The organism is Rhizobium sp. Root708 (genome assembly GCF_001429725.1).
Classification (GTDB): domain Bacteria; phylum Pseudomonadota; class Alphaproteobacteria; order Rhizobiales; family Rhizobiaceae; genus Rhizobium.
In genome coordinates, this window is record NZ_LMHV01000043.1 from 107423 (window position 1) to 132904 (window position 25482).

The window sequence follows — 25482 nt, forward strand, 5'->3', positions numbered from 1 at the left end:
ACCTTGGATTCTCACATGATTTCAATGACTTAGTGAAGAAGCCTTGAAATTCCCTCTGTTTTCCTGCCGCGAGCGACCGTGGATGCCACCTTTGTGCCCTGGCTTTGGGCATCAGTCAACAGGACGGAGCGAGCGGTAATAATTTCCGCTTGCGGACCTCAAGCTTGTGGTCAGGCGGCCATAACGCGCCCGGCAGTTTCGGGCCTTCAACGCAGACTTTGAGGCATGGCGCTTGCCGGACTAAAAGCGGATGTCCACTCAATCCTCTGGTTGAAAGCCAGCCTTCGGAGTCCTCGGCCCTTCGCGTCACCTTTTGGCATCGAAGTACTGTGTGCCCTGGGCCGCAGGTATAGGGTTACATCATAAAACTGAGTTGGATAGGTGGCCATCCGGCAAAGTTTATGTATGGCACAAGTTGAAAGTTGACCTTTCGCCAAACGCGCGACCATGATGCTAATTGTTTCATCACGCGAATAAAATCTGTTGCATATGGCTGAGCCTTTCCAACTCTTTCTACAGCGTTGCGTTTCGATCGACCTGGAAGTTGATCCTGCAACCGCAAGCATCTTTGCTTTTGCGGCGGTGCGTGATGATGCTCGTCCCCCGATCTTGGCAAAAAAACGCAATCTCGTGATAGCCCTCGACCGCCTGGAAGCAGAAGCAACCGGGGGCATGCATCTGCTCGGCCACAACATACTTCGGCATGACTTGCCTCATCTGTTCGCGGTGCGGCCTGGGCTGGCGAATGTTCTTCGATCACCGATAGACACTCTATGGCTCAATCCGCTCGCATTTCCGCGCAATCCCTACCACCACCTGGTCAAGCATTATCATGACGGGCGTCTGCAAGCGGGTCATGTCAACAATCCTGAACTGGATGCGCGACTGGTGTTTCAGGTGCTGCGCAATCAATTGGCGGCTTTGACGCAGCAGAACGCCGACCAGCCTGATGCCGTTGCAGCATTTCATTTCCTTGCTACGAGGATGGAGAATTCAGGTGGGTTCGACGTGGCGTTTCGGGAGGTTCGCGGAGTTCCCGCGCCCGATCCTCTTGCGGCACAAAAGGCGATTTCCGGGCTTCTGGCGAGGCGCGCCTGCGAGAGGCGGCTCGAGCAGACGCTGAATCGCCTTTCCAACCCGCAGCTTGGTTGGCCGATGGCCTATGCTTTGTCCTGGATATTGGTCGCGGGCGGAGACTCCGTCATGCCGCCCTGGGTGCGGGCGCAGTTTCGCGAGGCTGCACTGATCGTGCGGCACCTGCGCGACGCTAATTGCAATGGTCCGGATTGCGCCTGGTGTAGCGAGAGGAACGACCCGGTGCGCGCGCTCTCACGCTGGTTCGGGTTCGATGCTTTCCGCGCCGAGCCAGTAGATGACATGGGACGCCCCCTGCAGGAGCGGATCGTCGATGAGACGATGCGCGGGGCAAGTGTTCTCGGCATTCTACCAACCGGCACCGGCAAATCGGTCTGCTATCAGATCCCCGCCCTCTCGAAGTTTGACAAGACCGGCGCGCTGACGGTGGTGATCTCCCCGCTAGTCGCATTGATGGCCGATCAGGTGCAGGGCATGGCGCGGGCAGGGATATCCTCTGCCGTGACCGTCAATGGCATGCTTTCGATGCCCGAACGGCAGGATGCACTGGACCGTGTGCGCATGGGAGAGGCCGCAATGCTGCTGATCTCACCCGAGCAGTTGCGGAGCAACTCGGTGCGATCTGTCCTGGCACAGCGTGAAATCGGGCTATGGGTGCTGGACGAAGCGCATTGTGTGTCGAAATGGGGACACGATTTCCGGCCTGATTACCGCTATGTCAGCGGCTTCATCAAGGAAACTTCGGGCGATGAAGCGCCTGCCCAGGTGCTCTGCCTAACCGCCACCGCCAAGCCAGAAGTGGTGCGGGACATCCGAGAGCATTTCAAATCAAGGCTTGGACGCGAACTTTTGCTGCTGGACGGTGGCGCAGTGCGCACCAATCTCAGCTTCGAGGTCCGGCCGACGCAGCGCGGCACCAAGCTGGCGGACATCCTCGATGTGATCGAGACCAAGCTACCACAGGAGGGTGCTTCGGGTGCCGTGGTCTATTGCGCCACCCGCAACGAGACACAGCGCGTCGCCGAGTTCCTCAAGCAGCAGGGTCTGTCGGCGGAACGGTTCCATGCTGGGCTGACGTCCGAGGAGAAGCGTGACATTCAGGAACGATTTCGCGTCGGCGAGCTGCGAATTATTGCTGCGACCAATGCCTTCGGCATGGGGATCGACAAGCCCGATATCCGATTGGTGGTCCATGGCGACATTCCCGGCTCACTGGAGAACTATCTGCAGGAAGCGGGGCGGGCGGGCCGTGACCGTGCCCATGCCAATTGCGTGCTGCTCTTTACTGAGGAGGATGTCGAGCGCCAGTTCTCGCTTTCGGCCCGCTCGCGTCTGGCCCGGCACGAAATCGGTGCGATCCTGAAGGCCCTGCGGCGGCTTGACGAGCGGTCGAAAAAGACCGGCACCGTCGTCGCCACCTCGGGCGAAGTCGTGCGAGCTGAACGCGATCAGGAATTCGAGCGCGACACCAACACCGACGACACCAGGGTGAAGACCGCGGTGTCATGGCTGGAGGAGGCCACGCTGCTGAGCCGCGAGGAGAACAAGGTTCAGGTCTTCCCCTCATCGCTCAGAATCCGCAACCTGGAAGAAGCCGAGGCGATTCTGGCCAGAGCCGCGATCACCGGCACCCGTCGCAAGCAGCTTCTGGATATCACGCGCCACTTGATGAACGCGCCGCCCGATAAGGGCATTTCCACCGACGAGCTGGCCGGGATCAGCGGTTTGACAGAAGGTATGCTGAACAAGGCGCTGGCCGATCTCGAGGCGCTGGGGATTGCCCGCAATGACGTCGTCGTCACGATATTTGTCCATGTTGCGGTGGACGGTCATTCGCAGCAGCGCCTGACGCAGGCCGCGCGACTTGAAACGGCGCTCATTGCCCTGATGCGGGAGGCTGCCCCCGATGCAGATGGCGCCGGAGACATGCCCTTGCATCTGGCTGAAACCTGCCAGGCGCTCCGCAATCAGGGGCACAGCGCAGTGCGGCCCGACATCGTGGAGAAGCTCTTGCGTAGCATGGGCCGCGACGGGCGCGATCAGGATGGTGGTAAGGGAAATCTGCGGCTCCGCAAGGCTTCGCGCAACACGTTGACGGTCACGCTGCAACGGTCTTGGCAGGCGTTGGAACAGACAGCAATCCTGCGGCAGCAGGGGGCAGAACGATTGCTAGGGCACCTTCTGGGCAAGTTGCCGAAGGGTAGCCGCGGCAAGGACATCCAGGTCGAGACCACGATGGGTGACCTGCTCGCCACCCTGACAGGAGACGCGCTGCTGCGCGGCAGCGGCATTCAGGACATGACAAGACTGATGGAGCGCGCACTCCTGTGGCTGCACGAGCAGGAGGTTGTGACCCTCGGCAAGGGACTGACTATTTTCCGGCAGGCGATGACGGTTCATTTGAACCCTTCGGGCGGCCAGTTCACCGTAAAGGATTTCACACCCTTGGAGGATCACTACACGGAGCAGACCATTCAGACCCATGTGATGGCGGCCTATGCAGAAAAGGGCCTTGCCGCAATGGAGCAGGCGCTGCGGCTGTCCGAGGATTACTTTGTGCTAGAGCGCGACGCCTTTCTGCGCCGCTGGATGCCCGGCAAGGGTGGTGAGATCCGGCGTCAGACTACTGGCAGCTCTTGGAAGACGATCGTAGAGGCGCTGAAGAATCCAGTCCAGCAGGAGATTGTCGCTGACGACCGCGAACAAACAAGCGTCCTGGTTCTTGCAGGACCGGGTTCGGGCAAGACGCGCGTTCTGGTGCATCGCATCGCCTACCTAATCCGTGTCCGCCGTGAGGACCCGCGCGGCATCCTCGTGCTGACCTACAACCGTCATGCCGCTGCCGAGATACGCATCCGGCTGCGGCATTTGATCGGCGATGATGCGGCTGCGGTGACCATATCCACTTGTCACGCACTTGCGATGCGACTGGTGGGCGCGAGCTTTGCCGGAACTGCAAGCGAGACGTCCCACGACTTCGACGGGATCGTTCTGGAGGCAGTGCGCCAGTTGAACGGGGAAGGACTGAGCAAACCGGAGGCAGAGGCGCAGCGTGATACGCTGATTCAAGGCTACCGCTGGATCCTGGTAGACGAGTATCAGGACATTGGCCCCGAGGAATATGCTTTAATCTCGGCCGTCGCAGGCCGCTCGCTGGACGATAAGGAGCTTCGGCTCAGCCTGTTTGCGGTAGGCGATGATGATCAGAATATCTACGCTTTCGCTGGGGCCTCCATCCGCTTCATCCGCCAGTTCGAGGCCGACTATAGCGCACGACCGATGTTTCTTGTCGAGAACTACCGCTCGACTGGGCATATCATTACCGCCGCCAACGCAGTCATAGCGCCAGCCGTGGCCCGCATGAAAGCCGGCCATGACATTGCCATAGATCGCAAACGCATCAAGGCTCCGCCCGGAGGAGATATGGCGGCGCTCGATCCGGTAGCCCATGGGAGGGTGCAGGTGTTGGACTGCCCGTCCGGCGATGTGGCGCAGGCGATGACCGCGGTTGATGAACTCGTCCGACTATCACGCCTGGATCCGGAGTGGAGCTGGTCGCGCGCGGCGGTCATAGCTCGCGACTGGCGGCGGTTGGCCCCGGTGCGCGCCTATGCCGAAAAGCTTGGCATTCCGGTAGAGATGGCAAATGAGAGCCTACCAAGCATCTGGCGTTTGCGTGAGATGCAGCAGTTTATCGATGTCCTGCGCCGCGATTCGATACGTCTGCTGGGCGTGCGTGATCTGGTGGGCGTGCTGAATGCGATACAGTCCAATCGCTGGACGGATCTGATCGGCGAAGGCATCGCCGCGCTGGCCAAGGAGCTTGCGAACAAGAGCATGCCCGTACCTGACCTCGTTGAGTGGTTCGCTGAGTGGGCCCACGATGCGCGCAGCGATCAGCGCGCACTCCTGCTACTGACGGCGCATCGATCGAAGGGCTTGGAATTCGACGACGTCGTCATCCTGAATGGCGGTTGGGACCGGCCCTCTAAGGGCGAGGATTCCGATGCGCCGCGCCGGCTTTTCTATGTCGCCATGACCAGAGCGCGACGTAGCCTTACCGTCATTGCCGAAGGCCAGCATCCGTTCGTCCCGCACGGCGAAGAGCATGTGCTGCGCCGCGCCGCGCCAGCCATATCGAATGCCGCCGATTTTCCCGCTGCGCTATACCAAATGCCGAACCTCAAGACCGTGGACCTCTCGTGGGCTGGCCGTCTGGAGTTCGGTCATCCCTCGCTTGTCGCAATCTCGGCGGCAAAGGCAGGTGACCCGCTTCAGATCGCGCGCGATGGCCAGACTTGGATAATGCAGGATGCAAGGGGACAAACTCTCGGACGCATGGCCAAAAGCTGGTCACCTCCCGAGGGGCTAAATTTCCTTCGCGGCGAGGTGGGCGCTATCGTGCGCTGGCGCAAGGCCGACAATAAGGAAGAGTTTCGGGTGCACCTTCATCGCGATGTTTGGGAGGCGGTTGTGCCGGAGCTTGTGTTTCTTTGATCGTTTGCTCGTCGCTACCGTCAGACCGATCGGATAGCTTTGCTCAGTATTTTGAAATTGTGCGATGTGGCTTCATCGCACCGTCACGAGGGCTTTGAGCACCAGTTGGCGGCAATAATTTCCGTTTTACTGGCGAATTCGCGAGCCGGTCACAAGCCGCCAGGCAGTCCATTGGCCTCCCGGCAAGCTTGCGCCCAATGGCCATGCGAAGTCTTCCTCGGATGGAACAGGTATCTCCTTTCTCACCCAATCACCTCCGCGAACAAACCATCGACATCTCTTTCTGAAGTTGGCGGAGCCAGCATATCCCGCGACAATGACCTTTTGCGCTCTAGCAAGTCGTGCAGTTTCTGGTCGAACGACCCCGCACCGTGGGACGGGTGGATGGCCATGGGTAGATGAATGGTGACATCTTTGGTTTGGCCGATGCGGAAGGCGCGATCGTTGCATTGATCCTCAACCGCCGGGTTCCACCATCGGCTCAGGTGGATCACATGATTTGCCGCAGTGATCGTGAGGCCAATCCCCGCCGCTTTCGGCGAGAGTATGAGGAGATCGAAACCTGTCGGCGCTTTCTGGAACGCATCTACGATCTCTTGGCGCTGTCGTCCCACCATCGTGCCGTTTATGATCGGTGGCCGTGCAGGAAGGTTCAAATGCTCTGCGATCGCTGCTGCAAACGTCTGTTGCATGGACCGGTCCTCAAGGAAAACCAACGCCTTCTCCGACCGGCTGCGAATGTGCTCAAGAAGTGTGACGGCTTTCTGCACACGTGCGGAACTGTTGATCCACGAGCTGCGCCACGCTGCGTCATAGGCATTGGCGTCGCCCGCGCGATCAGGGTGCAATGATATGCCGCGCAGCAGATGTAGGGTCTCTAGCATGCTCTTGCGGCTTTTTGAGCCGGCCCTCGCTGCCGCGACGGCGTCGTCATATGCTCTTGCCTGGCTCGCCGGCATCGCGATTGAGTATGGCATGATATGCTTGGCTGGCAGATCCTTCGCGACGTCATCTTTCATACGCCGTAACATGATGGCCGGCGCATTGCCCTGAGGTTGATCCATCTTTGCCTTGAGCTCAGCGAGAGCCTTGGGATCTTCATCGCCATAGGTGCCGGAAAAGCTTTTGAGGTTACCCAGGTAGCCGGGCGCAATTCGATCCATTATGCACCATAGATCCTCCAGCCGGTTTTCGATCGGCGTTCCGGTCATACCCAAGACGAAGTCTATATTCATCGTCTTCGCCGTATGGCTGTTAATCGAATCCGGCGACTTAACTTTCTGCATTTCGTCGAAGATTGCGATCGAATAGGCGATGCGCGCAAAACTGCGGTGATAGAGTGCCAAGGTCTCATAAGTCGTGAGGATCCAATCGGCCTGTCGCATGTAATCGACATCGAGAGCATCCTCTTCACTCCAGCCAACTCCCTTACGGGTCTTAAGTGTTTTCAGCCCAGATCCGAAAGCCTCCGCACACACGCCAAGCTTGCCCGGCTTGAGGTGAATGCTCGCTTCCTTTTTCCAGTTGTCGAGAAGGGACGTCGGCGCAACAATCAGGATTGGACCCTGCAGAGGACGATAAGCGCCACGCCTTGCAGCCATGTTGTCCTTGATCCAAGCAAGAAACGCGAGCGCCTGAAATGTCTTGCCGAGCCCCATGTCGTCGGCGAGCAGCGCACCGGGCCAGCCTTGCGTCCAGCAGTTGCGGAGCCATTCGAAGCCCTGCAGCTGGTGCTGCTTGGGCTGTGTGCCGTTTATGCTCTGCGTTGGAAACCCGCCGGGGATGAGGTTGCTTCGTTTCTCCAGTCTTGACTGGAAGTCGAGCTCCTCTAGGTTCTGCCTGATGATCAGGACGTCATTGTCCGTAGCCTCACGAGGCGGTCTCTCGCCTTGCGGCTCGCCGGAGTAGGGCACGCCGTCTTCATCAAGGCTTGTGAGCATCCTGCGAACATCTGTGGTTGGATAAAGCTCCTGCTCGAAATTGATTTCGTCGGAGCGGTCCTGCTCCGCTTGGTCACAGAGAACCTCCAGCTCCTCGATCTTGTCCGGAGTGGCATTGAGTGTCTTGCTGCCGATCCGAACGACGAAGTTTTCCGGCAGCCACTGGGTGGACTTTTTCTTGATCCAGGGCAGGCTTGGTTTTTGCCACAGCCCCAGGCCTTCGATCCGATCGGAATATTGCGCCGTCTCGACAAACAGACCGGAGGCGAGAGCATCACCATCATCGCCCAGCGCCGCCGCGATACGGGTGCGCGGGTTCTTCAAGAACTCTCGACGGGCCTCGGGCGATGCGCCACGCATCGTCTTGACCACGTCAAGGGCGGTGCGCAGCGTTGGCTCCAGCAGAAGATAGGTATTGCGCCCAACAACATACGCCGCTTCGGTCCTTCCGGGTCGGGAGAGCGCCTGTTCGTAGAATGTGTCCTGGAGGATTGGCGGCAGTAGCGCATCGGCATCGTTGCTGCGTCGGTCGGTGTCCGAAGCCCAAGCCGAGGCATCGTCGCCATCGGTTTCCGGCGCATCATTGCCATCGTCTACCTGGCCAAGCTCGGGCTCGACCGTTCGTGACATCAGCACCGGCAGGAAATCGGTTCCCTGAGCGGTTTCGCGGACATCAAGGCCAAACGCGCCTGCCTGATAGATCGTCAGAGAACCCACAAACTTGTCGGTCTGCACGTCGTTGCCAAGATAGGTCTTCAACTTATCCTGAACCGGCTGCCAGAAAGGAAGACGCTCGGCGAAGGGTTGGCCGGCGGAATTGTTGTAGTCGCGGGCAGCGATGTGGATATCGTAGAGCGGGCGAGACAATCTGGCCCAGTCGCCGCCCACGCGGAGGAAGGGGCCGTGGAAGTCCGGGGTGATGGGCCGCGAGTTCTGGTCCTGCCAGTGCAGGAGGAGGGTGCTATCAGAGTTATCGATCCGACCGCGCATGGAGAGGCTGACCGAAAGACCGACCAGTTTGGGCACGCGCAGCATATCGGCCTGCGTCGCCGACAAAGACAAGATGAATTCCGGCTTTGCGAAGACACCATCGCCTGATGGAACGACGTCACCGGCTGCGACGGCATGCGAGAGAAAACGAAAGCCGTGATCTGCAGCGGCAGCCTTGTCGCCCCATTGCTCGTAGGGAATTAACTTCTTGCCGAGCAGGCCTCGCTGTTCAAACTCGATGAGAGCGCCGTTATGCTGGGGCACGCATTTGAAACTCATGATCGATCCCTATTTGTAGTCACCGGGCTGCAACCTCGTATTCGTCATCCGGTAAATTCGTTCGGCGACGACGCGTTGCCAGCTGTAGGTTTTGGGCGAGCTATGCGTCTTGACGAGATAGCGTGACGTTTCGGTATCGTCCTTCGAAATCGTTACATCGTCCGAACTATAGCTTCTCTGATAGAGCTTCGGCGCGCCTCGCTCGGACGCGTCAGACCAGATGTTAACTTTGCCATTGTGGCTCCAGTCGGCAACAATTCCTTGCCCTACCTCAAGGAGAAGAACGGCGTGCGTGCGCTGGATCTGTTTGGAGCCAGCGCTGACAAAGGTGGCAAAGTCCACATTCTTGCCAAAACGACTACGCGCCAATCGAGCGCCATCCTCCGCGAAGACCACCCATGCGCCCCTGATAATACCTTTCCGGTGCGCGGCTTCCCAGAACGCGCGTCGATATCGCCACATCTGAGCGTCGTTCGGATCCTTTACGGTGAGCCCCACGATATCAAGGAACTGCCGAAGCGACTGCTCCGTTAGCCACGAGACGATCAATGCCTTAATTTGCGGGAATCGTTCCCAGCGGCCGGGATAGGTTCGCGGATCTTTGAAAAGCGAGACAATGAAATTCAAGAAGAGATCTTTAATCGCCTTCTCGGGCGACTTGCCGAGGAACGGTTTGATCAACGCTTCGGCTATCTCCAGATCAAGTCCCTTGAAGACAAGCTCGTTCCGGCTATCGAGCGCATATGATCTGACCATTTCCAGGCGCCTCATATGGTCGGGCTCCGCCCCGTCGCTGAGTTGCACCAATAGGTTTCGGGTGATCGCCTCCGTGAAGCCGGACTGCGCGTCGAGCGCACCAAACCCGAGAGATCGCATTGCGTCGGAGGGCGACATAGCCTGCCGCAACGCCAAGGCTGCGATATTCTTGGGTCCAAGGATCGGGTCGTAGAGTGCGTAGTCTTTTTGATATGATGCGAACGGCTCGCCCCAGCGAACACTACCTTGTTGCAAGATGGAGCTTATGGCCTCAAGTCCGGGTCTGCCTGGGCGAAACTGTATCAAATAGACCGTAGCGAGCGTCCTGAACAGCTTGCGCTTGTCGCTCCGATCCACTTCGTCGACAATTCGCTTCAGCGCTGCGGGTTGGTCGGCCAGCGGCGTCCTAGCCTCCCACAGACACCAGATAGCGTCGCGAAATTCCTTCGTCGACAAGACATCGCCTGCCTGCAACATCGGTAGCAGCCGCGCTGCAATTTCATTAATGGATGCGAGGTCACGCTTTGCACGATCATCAATGCCGGTTGCGCCAATTGATCGTGCTGCCTCATGCACGTAAGTGTATTTGGGTATCACGTCATGACCGGTCAGCCCGGACGCGCGGGCTGACATGCCTGTGCAAGCTTCGCGGAAGAGCCCAATCATTTGAGTGTCGCCGCTTCCCGCAGTTTCTCGATCTGTCCCTCCATATCGTCAGTCAGACGGAGCACATCTTTTAGTCGATCGGAAGGGTCAACCTGCATGACAAAGCGCATGTCGATACGGCGGTTCTTCTCCCAGGCCTGTTGGGTGATTTCAGCGCCTTGCGCAGGCATTTCGGTCCCCGGTATCGGGCGCGTCGAGGAGTAGCCCGAAACAGAGAGGATTTCCTTCTTCTCCGGGTTTCTAAGTGCCCTGAGCGATGGTTCGAAAGCCGTCAGCGTTCTATAGGTCTCGACAGCCCGCTCAGTCGATAGTTGCCAATTGCGACTATCACCGGCCGCGGTCTCCGATCCCTGCCTGTCTGTGTGCCCCTCAATGAAGACGGTGTCGATTGCTGCGCCAGGCGCAAGCAGTTTGCAATCCGTGGCACTACTTGAAACGACGCAACTTGTGTATCGCGGCAACACCCGCGCGAGCACAGCAGCAAGCTTTCGAACATTGTCGGCAGCCTGGGCGCTCAAGTTTGACTTGTCCGTGGCAAAGCGAATTGCATTCTCCGTCAAACGCAAAACGCCGTTTTCGCGGTCGATCTGAACGTCGAGGCCCGTGGCTTTCAACTCGCGCTCAAGATCGTTCAGCAAGGCGGTCCGCTCGCGCTGCGACTGGCTGAGATCCTCGAGCTCCTCGTTGATCTCGGATCGCAAGCTATGGAGCTGCTCGCTTACCTGCCTGACCTTCTCGAGGACTTCTTCGATCTGGACCTTCGATTTATCGGCTTGCTTTTCAGATTCGTCGGTCTGCTTCTGAAACTGGAGCGCGAAAACCATCAGCATGATGATGAAGATGAAGAGGATGCCAACCATCATGTCGGTCATCGACACGAAGTAGTTTTCCTCTTCCTCCTCGATCGCCGGCTTCCCGGCAGCATCGTCAAATGCCAACATGGCTCACCTATTCCGCCGCAGGCCGAACAGCCGATCGCAGGTCTGAGATCGAGCCGGAGAACTCATCAAACGAATCGCTCATTTCTTTTACAGACGACGAAAGCGTATTGACCGCATTGGCGAGCCCGCGATCGATGTCGGTCGCGTAACGGCTCAACGTGTCACCCTGTCGCTCGGTTGCCGTCGCGAGGTCGCTGACCGATTTGGCTAGCGCTTCGTCGATGCGGGCGAACCGTGCTTCATAGTTGCTCCAGATCGCAGCCATGCTCTCCGATTGCTCACGCAAGGATCCATTCAGCTGCTGCGAGGCGGCCTGGCTTGCAGCGAGCGCATCGACGGCCAGGCGCAGCGAATCTTCGAAGCTGGAGGTTGCGGAAGCGATCTTCTCGCCCGACTGCAGCAACGGCGCCGATGCGGAGCGAATATCCGTTGCTGTCTTTGAAAACGCGTCCGAGACGATGCGCGTTTGTGACGTCGCTTCGCCAAGGGCATTGGCCTGCGAAGACAGGGCGGAATTGGATCCGCGCAACGCACTTTCGAAGCGGTCTACTTCCTGACGGATCGTCGCAATGGCCTCGGCAAGGCCTGTCTTGATCGCCTCGGCGGCCCCGGCTGCTACCGCGCTGACGGTAGAGACCGCGCTTTCTTGTGCTGTCCGTATTTGCTCCTGCGTCTTTGTCACGCCATCCCGCAGGTCGCCGTCGAGAGAAGTCATGCTGCCCGTCAGCGTGGTGACCTGGCTTTCCAGCTTCTCCATCACCCGGCCCATCGCCGCCTCGATCCGCTCCGAAGCGCCGCCTGCGGCACGTCCGAGCTCCGTGTCGACCTGCGCGCTCGCCTTGTCGAAGGTGGCCTTCATGGCGGCGAGAATCTCCGCAAGCCCGTCGCGGTTGCGGTTGGCGCCTTCATCCATCGAGCGGGCGGCATCGCCGACCAGCCGGTTGAGGTTTTCGGCTGCCTCGCTCATACGGCGCGCGAAATCCTCGCCCGAACCGCGAACGCCGGTCTGCATATCGGCAAGCGTCGCCTGCATGGCGCCCAAGGTCTCCGCAAGCTGGCGCAACTCCGTGCCGGCGCTTCCCTGGACGCTCGACGAGAACTGCGCGAGCATGTCGTTGATGCCGCTTTGGCTGTTCTCCGTGATCTTTCCAAGCACACCGGTGATGCTGTCATTGATCGGCGCCATCGCCGACGCAAAAGCTGACTGGATTTGCGGCTCGAGTTGACGGCCCATCTGCGCAAAGAACTTGTCGCTGTTGATTTCCTTCAGCTGATCCCGCTGTTCCTTGGCCGCTTCGGCGATCTCGATGGCAACCGATTGCGGTGGGACATATTTCAGCCTGCTCTCCGCAGCCTCACAAAACTTGTGCACGCTGGCTTCGAGCCAGATCGTGTAGACCTTGAAGACGATGGACAAGAGAAGCGAGCAGCCAAGCCCGGCGATGGATGTGGTGAACTTGAAGGATGCGATCTGCAGCAGCTCGGTCATGGCGACCTGCATTTCGTTCACATTGCCCGCACTGGAGGCGCTTCCCGCTTTATAGAGTGCCAGGACGATCCCTGCGAATGTCAGCAGCAAGCCCACGGCGACGAAATAGCCAGGAATGCTCGCCATCATCTTCAGGCCGAAGAAGCGGTCCCGAATGGCGCCGAAATGGATGAAGCTCTGGGGGCGCACCGTGTTCTTGATCAGCGGTGGCTCACCGACTGACGGCTTTATCAGGGTCTCATCGAACTCGCGCCAGGCATGACCAAGCAGCTTGCTGCCTTCCAAGTGATGATAGATCGACTGATCGTATTCGTTGGCAAAATCAGCACGTGTTTTCTGCCGTGAGACAACGCGACGAAGATTGTAGAGCGCGCCGATAATCGCTGCGACGTGGAGCAGCCCGAAAGTCACCATCAAGGAAACGGCCACCGCGAAAATAAGCGATGCAAGGCTGAAGATGAAATCGGTCTGGCTCAAGGCGTCCAGCGCGGCTTTCGCTTCCTGCGCACCAACCTGACCACTCAGCAACGCCAAACCGTTACCAACGCGTTCGATGATCAAGCCGACATCGAGCGGCGGCAATACAAAGCTCAGCCCGAAGACGACCCCGATCGCCAACACCCAAAATGCCACCAGCCTTACAAACCAGTTCCAGCACAAACTACCGAGATTCCTCATGCCCCTACCTGCGATTTCACTGGGGCTGCTCGCCGATGCACTCCAGCCACCCGATGTCCCTGAAATACTGTGCGATGCAAACGCATCGGTTGTTTTTATTTCCTGCTAAATGCCGGGATTGTCCAGATAACAATCGGAATACTTTGTTGAAATGGATAACGCAGCGGGCAATTTTACCTCCAAAGCTGCCATCATCGAAAATGAGGCGAAGTAAGTCATTCACGTCGAGAAGCTTGACGGGAGCCAGAGCCGTCATTCGGCGTGCTCAAGACGGTATAAAACTGGTGAGCAAGGTCAGTCCAACTCGGCAGTTGGTTACTAGGGGCGACCGAGCGTCAATATATGGAAAGCCGAGAAGGCAACTGGATCTCTGTTAGTCGCGACTTGCCAAGGAATAACCTGGTCAACAAAAAGCTCTATGAGTTGTTGGCCGTCAAAGTTCCGACCGGGCTTCTGCCAATCGTCACCAAGCACTATGGCCAGCCAATCTCCCTGTGGATTAAAGACCGGCCCCAGTTTGTCACGGACCTCCTGCTTCAAACTCAGCCATAAAGCCTGCGAATTTACGAATGCCCGTGCAGTATTCTCCCCGGAGGTGGACATTTCGATCTCGATGGCCGGACCGACTACCATTTCAGCTATTCTCCGCTGCTCCAGCCCATCGCTCATATTGACGTGCTGGAACGCGCGGTGCAGCGTTGTGGTAGCAACGACGCAGCGTGCGATATGCTCTGCCGAATAAGGGTGTGGACGCATCCCGCCCCATAAACGATCGATCTGTTTCTGCAGCTTTTCGTCTTCGTCCGAACAGACAGTAAGAAGATTGGTGCAGCCGCGACGCTTCTCGACAAGTTCAGCTAACGCGGCGACCGAGTTCAGCAAGGACTCGGCCAACGTCGGGCCGACAGAGGTCACATCGATTTCGTCCCAACGCTCGTTTGGTCCTGCGATCCAAACAGGCGGAACGGTCAAGGCGTCTTCTTTGGTGATCTGGCCCTCGTCGCTCACCTCAATCAAGACCCCGCCAGCCGACTTTATGTGCTCTAAGAGATCGTCAAACGCGACACGCCGCCGCACCACCACGTTGTACTGATCGAGAGCGTTTTCCAACGCGCTCTTCTTGTCCGGATAAATATGATGCCGTGGAATCGATGAGTGAGAAGCAATATGAGGGAAGACGATGCGGTCCAGTGGCCAGATATGGTCAAATTTTCCGGGCGCCTCCAAGAACAAGCCCTCCTGGGCTTGCAAACGCCATAGATTCGGTACGTCCAAGTGAATAAAACGAGCTGGTCCACCGACCGCATCAAAGGCCCGTTCTGCTTCGTGATCGACTAAGAAGATCGCCCCTTCGTCTTCGGTCGATGCTCCATCGCTTGCGAACCAACCCGCCACCTCAGGACTGCGCGTGAAATCTATAAAGTTGGTCAGGGCAAGCCCGTGGTGCTGCGCGGTGGCAATGAGCGCATCGTCATTCTGGAGATAGGGGACGAGATGCTGAGCACGGCAGGCGAATGAATAAAAGGCGTCCAAATCGGCGACCGCCCTGGCACGGTCAGCCTCGGCAGCCCGGACCAAACTTGAAACGACCTGCCAGCGCGCGTCGCGCTGCCCACGGAAGTACTTGTAGTGACCGCCGGCCCTGAAGTCGGCAGCCAGCGCCACGGCCGTCAGCAAATCGGGTGCATCGTACTGGATAAACCCGCCGGGCATTGGGCGACCCAATATTCCCAACGCATTCCGCTTGGCGCCGAGCAGCTCGGCTATCTCTCTCTCGGACAGGAGTGGTTTCTTATCCATCATGGGCGCCCTCTCAACAGAATATCTAGCCGACGCCCATAGTACGCGGGCGAATGCGGATGGTGCCACTGCCTAGCCTATTTCGAAGAAGACATAATTGCTAAATGCTGTTTAACGAAACTAGCTGCCCGTCTAAAATTTATAGACGAAATAAAGATCCCGATGCGATAAAAGAATCAACCAGTAGTATAGGCAAAAGGGGGGATTATGCCCGACGACGCGCCAGCACCGCGTGACATTCATCTGCTGACAATCGACGCCTTGCTCGCCGATCTGGTCGGCGGGCGTGCCGTGGCTCTCGACGGCGGCAATGAACTCGCGATGGCTTCGGATGACGCACGGTCGGTCCTCGACTGGTATCGGCAAAATCGTGGCAAATGGCAGGCAAATTTGTCGTCCGGAGATACCGAGGCGATTATAGACATGATCGGCACACCTCCGCCGACGATCGAAGCATCGGCCGAGGACGGTGGTAGCCGCGCCATCAAGACTTTGCGTCTGGTGAAGATCGAGGCGCACCGCTTCGCGGGATTACACGCCTATGGCCGACCAAGCGCGCCGCCGGTATCTTTCGTATTTGAACCGGGAAAGCCCGTAACGCTGCTGGAAGGCGTGAACGGTTCGGGCAAGACCTCGATCGCTAATGCGATTGTCTGGTGCTTGACCGGCCACCTGATCCGGTCGCAGCGGCCGCCGGAAGAGGGGCCGCTGGATTTCGCATGTGAAATTTTGCGTGACGATGCCGCGACCACAACACATCCGATGTCAGCGATCACCCCGTTGCCGCCCAAGTCGGCTGAGCTTCCCGCGGATGGCCAGCCGATCCCCGCAGATAGCTGGGTCGAACTGACCTTTTTGGATTCGACTGGCACCCTATTGCCACTGCTCCGTCGTTCACAAATACGCACGAATCGCGGCAAGATCAACGAGACGCCTCCTGATCTAGGCGCGACAGGCATCGACCCGATCGCATGGCGGATCGCTACGATCATGCCCGCGTTGCTGCCGTTCCTTTCGGTCGGTTCGACATCGCAACTGGGCGAAGCGGTGGCGCGACTGACTGGTCTAGCTGACCTGGTGGATCTCGCGCGGCACGCCGAAAAGATGGCCGGCCGGGTTGCCAAGACCGCGACGCCCGAGCTTGAAAAGCAGAGGGTGGAGATCGCGGGCCGATATCAGCAAGCGGCCGACGACCTCGCGGAGATCCTCACCGAAACACCGAGTATCGCATTCGAAGGCGACTGGCCGACGGTAGGTTCCGAAGGTGCACAAGAACGAATCGCTGAGATCGCGAAGCATTTCGTCGAACTCAAAGCCAAGGCATTGAGCGAAGCGCAAGAGGTGCTTGGCACAGGGTTCGACGCGGAGAACAAGCAGGCCCGCGACGATCTTGAAGCCAGCATTCGCCCGGCAATCGAAGGGCTGAAGGTCATCGGCGAATTGCCGTCGATTGCCCGCCTTTCCGCGCTGAAGGTGCACGCTGCCGAGACCGCCAAAGTCGTTGAATTGCTGGCGCAGGTGGAGGCTGAAGCCGCTACGCTATCGACGTTGGCTGCCGATCCCGATCGGGCGCGCCGTGCTCAACTCTATGCTAAGGTATCGGCGTGGATGCACGATCATTCCCATGTCAACGACGGCACTTGCCCCGTCTGCGTCGGTCAACTTCACGGCGCGTGCGATCCGGTGACAGGGGTTCCCGTAACCGATCATCTCGTCGAGGCGGCACGCGACCGGGAGGTGATTGCGCGGACGATCGCCGAATGGTCGGCGCATTGGTGCGGGCGCCTGCTTCAGGAACTGCCGCCGGCGATAGGTGGCGAAGTGCGTCATGACCTGCCTAAGTCTCCTGCCGCGCTGCTTCGGGCTGGCCTGGCAGACGATCTATTTGCAACGGAACCGTTCCGCGGCACCTTGGCGACGCTGCGCACTGATGCCGTTGCGTTGATCGACATACGGCTCGCCGGACTTCCAGAATTTCTACAACCGGCTGGTCGATCACTGCCTGTCGCTCTGCAAGCAGGCTCTGCCCGGCTGCAGCAAATGATCGATCGCACCGTACGTGCATTGGCTTTCGCTGAATGGCGGGAGCAGAACGGGACGGCGCTGACAGCCTTTGTGCACACGGTGCGACGCGGTGACGACGGGGACGCAGACGCAGATCGGGCGATCGGCAGGCGCTTGACCTCGCTGCTTCGGATCGTGGAAGGCGTAACCCCGCTCAATTCAGCGAGCGCACAGGTGCGCCGAATGGAGGCCGCGCGCAAAGACCATGACGCCAAAAAAGACCGTATCGCGGCTTGCGCGCGGGCGATCACGGCGCTCAACCTTCTCGTCCCACTCGGCGGTTTGGCCCAAACGCAGGTCGACACGCTACGCCGCAAACTCCACAATCGGTCGGAGCATTGGCGCCGTGCGATCTATCGCAATGCCACGACCTTTGCGCCCGACCTCATCGGCACAGACATGAACGCGCGAGGCGTGCTGGACCTCAAGGTCGGTCGCGAGGGGGTCACCGCCCCAGCGCAGCACATTTCCAACGCCTCCGCCCTGCGTGGTGCACTGTTCGGCTTCTTTCTCGCGTTCCGGGAGCATGTACTTGCAACGCGTGGCGGACTTTCGCTGCTCATTCTCGACGATCCGCAGGAATTGCTCGATCATGACAACCGCCAGAGACTCGCGCATGGGCTTGCAGCAGTTGCAGAAGCGGGTGCCCAATTGCTCATCACCACCCATGATCGTCGTTTCGCCCGGTCGGTGGTTGCTGAGAACCGTGCGGCCGATCGGGTTCAGCATCTCTCTGTTCACGCGGTCAACAGCGTCCATCCCACCCTGAGTCTGTCGCCGACTATCGAGGAGGTTGATCGGCGTCGGCAGGCATTCATCAATAACCCCGATTCAGCGGTCGCGGCGCAGGATTATGCATCTGATCTGCGCGTCTTTATCGAAGCGCGTTTGGGCGATCTGTTCGATGATTTGGCGGAGCCGGCCCACGCGACATCGACGCAGGCGCTCACCCTCTTCCCTCTGCTTGATCGACTGCGCGCGCTGATATCCAATGGCGGCGGCGAGTTGTTCTCCAATCCGGTACTGCGGCGTTTCGTCGATGATCCAGGGCTGGTCGATGGGGCGGCTCCGCGGCGCATCCTCAACAAGGCCCATCACAGCGAACGGGCATCCATCACATATGTCGATGTCAGAGACGTCGAACCGGCATTCGTTCGCCTGCGAAGCGGGATCGAGAAGGTGCATGAGCAGTTCCGGCTGCATCGCTGGCGCGAACCGCTCGCGCCGACCGATGCCTCGGAGACCAACGTCGTGTCGCTGCCGATGATGGCGCGACCCACATTTTCGGTGCCGATCTGCCCCGACATTGCAGCCTTCTCCCGCTCGGTTCCAGCCGCCGGCGGCTCCCAGGACATGGCCACCGAACAACTCAACGGCGAATGGTTCGATGGAAAGGCTCTGTTCTACGTTCGAGGTGAGACACTGGGCTTCGCGCTTCCCTCGGGCGCCGTCGCCATTGTAGAGGCGGAAGCCTATCCTGGCCGCGACCGAAACCTCGTGATCGCCCGACATCAGGGCAACGTGCTGGCGCGGCGGTTACTCAAGGCACCCGGCTCGCTCGGAATCTCGCTTGCCGCGCAAACTCCTGATCCTCGAACTCCGCGTCCGACGATGACCTATGACGAGAGTAAGGTCAGGCTGTTCCGCATCGTCGGTGCCATTTTCACCGACATGGCTCCACCATCTGGTGGTGGCGAAGCGACGGCGATCGACACCGTACAAGAACTTGGCCGGATCGAGGTCGCTTACCGTGTACGCGAAGACAGTGCCGTGCCTCTCGCACTACCCGGCCAGATCATTCTCGGCGGTGCTGAGCTGACCCCAAGCGAACTCAACACCTGGGAAGGCAAGCTCGTTGCCGTTACGCTTGCCGATGGCACCAGCATCTTCAAGCGCGTTGGTGCGAGGCTTTCCGGCAGCCTTGCTCACCTTCGTCAGTTCGAGACGATCGGCGGACTTGGGGCATCGATGGTTGTCGCCACGGAGGCACTTGACAGGTCCGCCAGCATGCCAGCGATGATCTCCGCTCGCCGAGTTTTAGGAGTGCTCTATGATCAAACATGAGGTATCGACACTTTTCAGGCTTGTTCGACGAAGTATCCGCAATTACCCACACGTGCCGGCTTTAGGGTGGATTGATAAGTGAGACAGACCTTCCACGTTCGGCCCCGAAGTTGACATCGGCTGTAGGCCGCTCGTGGCCACCGGTATTGAACAAATCAGCATAGGAAATTATTTCCGATATCGGAGCTATCTTCTTACGATCTGCTGCGTGTCTCGGTCATATCGATAGAGATGTAGCTGCCCGTCCTTGATAAGTTGTGCTGCGTGGCCGACGTGTTCGGGCAGCACATAAAACCACTCGCGCGGTCGAATTCTTTTGCCGAACCGATCAATGATGAAAAGCTCTCCGGGCCTTGCGGCGTCAAAGAACCGATGGAGCAAGTTTTCCACCTTGGAACGCGACAGGTTCTGCAGTTCGTACGTCGCCACAATCTCGACAGGTGCCAGAAGGAAGGTTGGATCGTTCCGCGCATCGGCCACGCGACGCCTGACGTCTTGTGAGGTTACGCCGATCTTGTAGAGGATATCGCGCTGCGGTTTGATCACCGGATCTTCGGAAAGGCTGCGCGCCACATAGATCGTGCCGGAAAGCGAAACCTTGTCGGTTTCCCAGTCCGGGTCGAGCGGACCGAGGCCCAGGCGCTGAATGACTCGAGCCGTCTTGTCGTCGTTAAGGGACTTGCGGAACGATGACATCAGCGGGTCGCTTTCAGTACCGTTCGAGAAAATCACCCGCAGGCGGTGGTCGCGAGCGCCGCCGCGCTGCGTGCTTTCACTCTTTTCCGCGATGTATGCAAGAAGGCCGTTACGGATGAAGAAGTCGCCTTCCAGTGGCTCGATAATGGCCCATTTTTCAATGAGCGTGGCTTCGCGTGCGCCGCTATCGAGAGCCTGTTGCATGGTCTCGAACAGGCCTTCAAACTGATCGAAGTCCTTGCAGGGTATGAAGTCCGCCCGGTGGTCGGGCACCTGACGTTCAGCAGCAGGCGTCACATGCTTGAGCTGAACAAGCTCCGGCTGAACATCCAGGCCATCATCGGCAAAGATGTCATCGAGCGAGTCCGGTATGTCGTCGTCTTCGACCTCATCCCGCCAGGAAACCTTGGCTGCCTTGTCTTCAAGCTCCAGAAGTCCATGCCTGTCCGCTTGACGCAACTCATCGCTAGGAGATTTGGCAAGGTTTTCCCATATTGTGCCAAGCCGCATCTCTTCGTGGTTGGATGCGTTGGCGTCCGGCAGATGTCCGTGCTGCTCGAAAAAGCGCGTCACATCATTTAGGATCGAGACGCCATTGTTGCCTGAAGATGACGCCCTTGGCTTTAGCTTCACAGCAAGAAGGCCGAATTCGTCTGGCTCTGCAAAGATCTCTTCCAGTGTCGGGCGGGGCATCAGCTTGCCGTCTCCCGCATGATCTGGGCCTTGCGGTTCTTGAGCCAGGCCAGCGCTTCTGCCATGCGCTTTTCCAGCGCATCTTCTGCATGAACATTCGGCTCACGCCCCTCCTGCGCCCGGAACCGCTTGATCCGGGGCCACAGCGTCCGCGCTTCCTCTTCCGTCATCTGCACACGCATGGCCACCATGGTTGACTGCACCTGAGATAGAAGCGGGGCATCGAAGCTGCGCGAGGCCACCTCGAAGCACTCCTGAAAGGCGTTGACGCTGTCTATGAGGTCAATATCCAGCTCACGCACATTAATGAAACGGCGCACCATGGCGAGCAGCGTGTTGGGTGCCGCCCGAATATCCTCGTCTCCCGTATTACCATCAGCCTGCCCGGCGTCGCTGTCCGTCCGAGGGACTTCACCGCCTGCCTGATCGGCACCGATGAACGGTGTGCCCGCTTCCTGAAATCCGCGTTCGGCTTCCTGGCGTGCCAGCGTCAGCAGGTTCATGCGCGCGGCAAGGTTCTGACGAATGGCTTCGGTTTCGTCGTCGTTGAGGTTCTCGTAGCGATGCTCGATAATATCCGTCAGCAGCATCTGCGTTGCCACTTCCGGTGCCGTGTCCGGCGAAACGATGCGGGCATCGACGGCCTGACAGGCGGTTGCCATCAGATCGGCCATATCGTTTTCACAAATGTCGCGCGCCCGGTCGGTCGGCGGCTCCATCAGACCCTTGATGCCAATGGTGATCGTGCCTTGGCCGTCATCGGTGATAGGTTCGCGAATATCGCCGTCTTCCCGGCGATAGAATTTGAAATTGGGCGCCAGCACCTGTTCCATCAGCAGCGAGCCGGAAATGGCCTTAAGCATGTCGTTGACGGCATCCTTCACGGCCGCCGTTTCAACGCCGGGTTCCGCGACCAGATTGGTGAAGATGGCTTTCGGCTTGCCCGGCGCATCGCGCGTAGCACGGCCAATGATCTGCACGATTTCCGTCAGCGAGGCCCGGTAGCCGATGGTCAGCGCGTGCTCGCACCACACCCAGTCGAAGCCCTCCTTGGCCATGCCAAGCGCAATGATGATGTCCACCTTGGCACGGTCGGCCTCATCGTCGCGCTTGCCGTCAGGTCCATTGATTTCGCGGGAAAGTGCTGCCTTCACCCCCTCGCGCTCCGGGCCATCGTGAACGAGATCCGCCACTTTCAGCACGCGGCCATCTGCTGTGCGGATCAGATCGAAGCCCGTTCCGTCTTCCACGCCGATGTGCTCGCCGATGAGATCGAGAATGCGGCCCACCTCATCGTTCTTCTCGCCAAAGGCTTCCGCCGAACCGCGATGGGGAATGTGGATGATAGTCTTCAGCGTCGTGTCGAGCACATCCGGCAGGCCATTGATGTATTGGCCACGATAGAAGCTGTAATTGACGCCGAGCGCCTTCAGATACTCATAGCCTTCAAGCTGCTCGTAATAGGAATAGGTGATTGTCTTGAAGCGCGCCTCGTCTTCCGGGCGCAGCACGGGCACGGCGTCGCCGCGAAAGTAGGAGCCGGTCATGGCCATCACATGGCATTGGCCGCGCACCACAATCTGCCGTAAGATCTCGCCGAGACGGTTATTATCCGCCGCCGAGACATGGTGAAACTCATCGATGGCGAGAAACACGTTGTCGAAGGCATCGATCCCATGCACCCGCTCCACCGCCTCGAAACCGAAGCGGAAGGTGGCATGGGTGCAGACCAGCACGCGGGCGTCGGACTGCATGAACTCCGAAAACGCCTTCACCTTCTGCGCGGTCGAGCCATCTTCCGTGCCGGAAAGGCAAAGGTTCCAGCGGTCCTCCACCTGCCAATCGACATCAAAGCCATAGCTTTTCAGGTCGGTGGAGCGGAAGGAGCCGCCAATAGATGTTTCCGGCACGCAGACAATGGTCTTGGCAAGCCCCTGACGGTGCAGCTTGTCCAGCGCCACAAACATCAGCGCTCTGCTCTTCCCCGCCGCAGGCGGGGCTTTCAGCAGAATGAACTGCGCGCTGCGGGCGGCATAGGCGCGGGCCTGCATGGGCCGCTGGCCCAGCGCATTGGTGGCCTTAGATTGCCCGGTGCCATTGTAGCGCACATTGACCATCTCAACCATTTACTTCGTCCCCCGCTTCACCCGCGCCGCATACAGCTTGAACAGCTTTTCCAGCCGCTCCGGGTCGTTGCGGAAGGGGCGGCCAATATACATGCTCTCCAGCAACTCATCGTTCTCCCGATGCACGGCCCGCAGATCATCCGGCATCTTGTCGGGGTCGTAGAGGTCGGCAATGGTTTTGGGGTAATGCTGATAGCGCGTTTTCAGAATGCGCCGTGCGGAGGCCGAAAGCTGATCCAATTGATCTGCGGTGAATTTCGGCACCGGAAAGGTGTTCCAGCCGAGGGTGTTAGAATATTGAAAATCATTCTTCAATTTGCCGCAAACAGTATCTGTCCAGACCCAATGTAAACGCGAAGATATGATCGCAATAGTCCAATCAGGTCCATCATAAATAACAAAATTTTTGTTTGATGAAACTGTATCCGCAGCGACCCTGTCAACGGGCAGGTAAGGGCGATTCTCTGATGAGATGCTTGGAATGACTATCGCGTGATCCTCCGCGTTAACGTGTTCGCGGAATTGATGTGGGCGCTCTGCTAACGCCTTTCCCGCCGCATCTTTCATATTAAGGCGCGCGAGTCTGTTTTTCTCCACGCGCTCCCAAATCGGCTGGCAAACCTTTGCAGCCTGCAGATCGGAATCGCTTATCCATATACAATATCGAAGGACGCCGTTTATCAGCTCGTCTGACCCAACAAACTTTCGTATGAATCGAGCCGCCTCGGGATTAACTCCAAGCAGGTCATCTCTTTCCGAAGGGCTTAGGCGCAGGTTGCCCGCATCATAAGGCATGCACCCAAAGTTCATAGGCGGTAGGCTGTTAGCTGGGGCTGATACAGGGCGAACGAAGATCTCTGCTTCGTCTATAAGATAGGAATTGATACTGCGTGCGGCCGTCTTGACGTCGGCATCGATAAGATAGCGGGCGCTATCTGAGGAGTTTCGTATTCCAACGATAACACAGATTACAGCTGCATTCGCTGCGGCATTATTGCGCCACCGAAATGAGCGGTATGCAAAGCCTATCTCAATTCCATTTTTCAGTATCTCAGGCCACAAGCTTGCGGCGGAGGCCCCTTGGCAAATTGAATTCGTTGCGACCAGTGCAGCCTTTGCAGTGCGGCGGTGAATGTAACCGGCTGCTTTGAAATACCAACCGGAAACTAGGTCGAAAGCTCGGTAACTTTTGATTTTACCAAAAAATACATAATCCATGTCAGCTTTATGAGAGGTGTCTTGCTTTGCTTTCCCTAAAAACGGCGGGTTTCCCGCGATGAAGACCTCTTCCTCCCCAATGGGAGGCGGGCAAACCTCATCCCAATCCAGCCGAAGTGCATTGCCACGTCTTATCTGTCCACCATCCCGCAACGGCAGCAGCGGAGGCATGCGCCCGAACACATCGGCAAAGCGGGCATTGGCCTGATACTCGGCAATGAACAGCGCAAGCTTGGCCGTTTCCGCCGCAAAGTCCGTCAACTCGATGCCGTAGAACTGGTTGAGGCTGACCGAGGAGAACATGACGTTCTGCGGATTATCCTCCAGCTCTCCCAACCGTTTCAGAATGCGGATTTCACGCTCTCGCATCTGACGATAGGCGACGACAAGAAAGTTGCCGGAGCCGCAGGCGGGATCAAAGACGCGGATTTTCGACAGCCGATGAAGCTGCGCCTTCAGCGCCGCTGGCTTGTCCCAGGCCTTGTCCAGCGCCTCATCCAGATCATCCAGAAACAGCGGCCCCAGCACCTTCATGATATTGGGCACCGAGGTGTAATGCATGCCCAGCTCGGCACGCGCTTTGGGATCGGCAATCGACTGGATCATCGAGCCGAAAATATCCGGGTTGATCAGCTTCCAGTCCAGCTCTGCAGCGTCGCGCAGATAGCGGAAAGAGATGGGGTCGAATTCCGGGGCCTCGATGGCATCGGCAAACAGCCCGCCATTGACGTATTCGAAAGTGTCCGTCCAGGCGGGCAGCCCCTCTCGCTGGCCTTTGGGCAGGTTCATGGCGGTGAACGCCTGCACCAGCACATAGCGCGCATGTTCGCCCTTGTTGCCTCCATAGGAGAAGACGGCGAAGGAGAACTGATCTTCCTTGAAGACGCCGACATCCTCGGAAAACAGGCAGAAGATCAGCCGCGTCATGAACAGGTTCATGGCATGGCGGCGCTCCAGCACAGCCCAATCCGGGTTTGCCTTCAAAAGCGCATCATAAAGCTTTGCCAGCTTGCCGGTGGCCTTGATGTCGACCGGGTTTTCCTCTGCTGCCCGATACCGCTCCTTACCGGCAGCAGGCAGGAAAAAGGAAAAATGTGTGCCAAGCTCGGCAAAGGGGCAGTGCAGTGTCTCCCCGGACTTCGGATGCTCGGCGGCAATCATCTCGCCATCCGTGGCAATCAGAATTGCGGGCTTAGTTTTTGTCGTGCGCTTTGAGGCGCGCAGTGCATCCAGCATTTCAGCCGCCATACCGGGAAGGGCCGGAGCGTAATGAAACTTGCCGTTCAGCAGAACGCCGCTCTCGATTTCTGACTTGTTGGTGGTGCCCGCCTTTAGCTTCGCAACAGTCGCCTGCGCATTGTCTGTCGCCTGTGCAAAAGCATAGCCGAACTCGGCGAGGTCAAACTTGGTCTTGGCAATTGCGTCGAGGGCGTCGGCAATTTCGGTGGGGTTCATCATGGTAGTCAAACTTCTTGTTATTGATACAGGCA

At 58.5% G+C, this 25482-nt stretch carries 10 protein-coding genes; 2 read left to right on the plus strand and 8 right to left on the minus strand.

Annotation, left to right across the window (positions count from 1 at the left end):
• The first annotated feature begins 489 nt into the window (after positions 1-489).
• Entirely contained in the window at positions 490-5592 is a 5103-nt protein-coding gene (locus tag ASE04_RS24925; RefSeq protein WP_056824350.1) for a RecQ family ATP-dependent DNA helicase, read from the plus strand.
• Positions 5593-5834: 242 nt separating this feature from the next.
• On the opposite strand, the gene ASE04_RS24930 is transcribed toward ASE04_RS24925, so the two are convergent.
• The 5 genes from ASE04_RS24930 to ASE04_RS24955 form a co-directional block, all read right to left on the minus strand.
• Positions 5835-8594 carry a DEAD/DEAH box helicase gene (locus ASE04_RS24930; RefSeq protein WP_210172104.1) on the minus strand — a complete coding sequence of 920 codons (2760 nt, stop codon included), beginning with the start codon at positions 8592-8594 and terminating at the stop codon, positions 5835-5837.
• A gap of 216 nt (positions 8595-8810) precedes the next feature.
• On the minus strand, positions 8811-10223 hold the full coding sequence (locus ASE04_RS24935) for an EH signature domain-containing protein (RefSeq protein WP_056824356.1): 1413 nt from the start codon (positions 10221-10223) through the stop codon (positions 8811-8813).
• Positions 10220-11164 carry an OmpA family protein gene (locus ASE04_RS24940; protein WP_056824359.1) on the minus strand — a complete coding sequence of 315 codons (945 nt, stop codon included), beginning with the start codon at positions 11162-11164 and terminating at the stop codon, positions 10220-10222. The genes ASE04_RS24935 and ASE04_RS24940 overlap by 4 nt, the downstream gene beginning before the upstream one ends.
• Positions 11165-11171: 7 nt before the next feature.
• The gene (zorA, locus tag ASE04_RS24945) at positions 11172-13331 is read right to left on the minus strand and encodes an anti-phage ZorAB system protein ZorA (protein WP_156408889.1); all 2160 of its coding nucleotides are present in this window, start codon (positions 13329-13331) and stop codon (positions 11172-11174) included.
• 318 nt (positions 13332-13649) lie between these two features.
• Positions 13650-15134 (minus strand): FRG domain-containing protein, encoded by a 1485-nt coding sequence (locus ASE04_RS24955; protein WP_056824372.1) that lies wholly within the window; start codon positions 15132-15134, stop codon positions 13650-13652.
• Positions 15135-15338: 204 nt separating this feature from the next.
• Here ASE04_RS24955 and ASE04_RS24960 point away from each other — a divergent pair, with 204 nt between their 5' ends.
• Positions 15339-19259: an ATP-binding protein gene (locus ASE04_RS24960; RefSeq protein WP_056824376.1), complete on the plus strand. Its 3921-nt coding sequence runs from the start codon at positions 15339-15341 to the stop codon at positions 19257-19259.
• Between the two features lie 186 nt (positions 19260-19445).
• Here ASE04_RS24960 and ASE04_RS24965 read toward each other — a convergent pair whose 3' ends face one another.
• From ASE04_RS24965 to ASE04_RS24975, 3 genes are read right to left on the minus strand one after another with little or no spacing between them, the layout of a single operon-like run.
• Entirely contained in the window at positions 19446-20648 is a 1203-nt protein-coding gene (locus ASE04_RS24965; protein ID WP_056824379.1) for a GIY-YIG nuclease family protein, read from the minus strand.
• On the minus strand, positions 20648-22774 hold the full coding sequence (locus ASE04_RS24970; RefSeq protein ID WP_056824380.1) for a DEAD/DEAH box helicase: 2127 nt from the start codon (positions 22772-22774) through the stop codon (positions 20648-20650). Before ASE04_RS24970 ends, ASE04_RS24965 begins: the two co-directional genes overlap by 1 nt.
• Entirely contained in the window at positions 22775-25450 is a 2676-nt protein-coding gene (locus tag ASE04_RS24975) for a class I SAM-dependent DNA methyltransferase (RefSeq protein WP_056824383.1), read from the minus strand.
• Between the last annotated feature and the right edge of the window lie 32 nt (positions 25451-25482).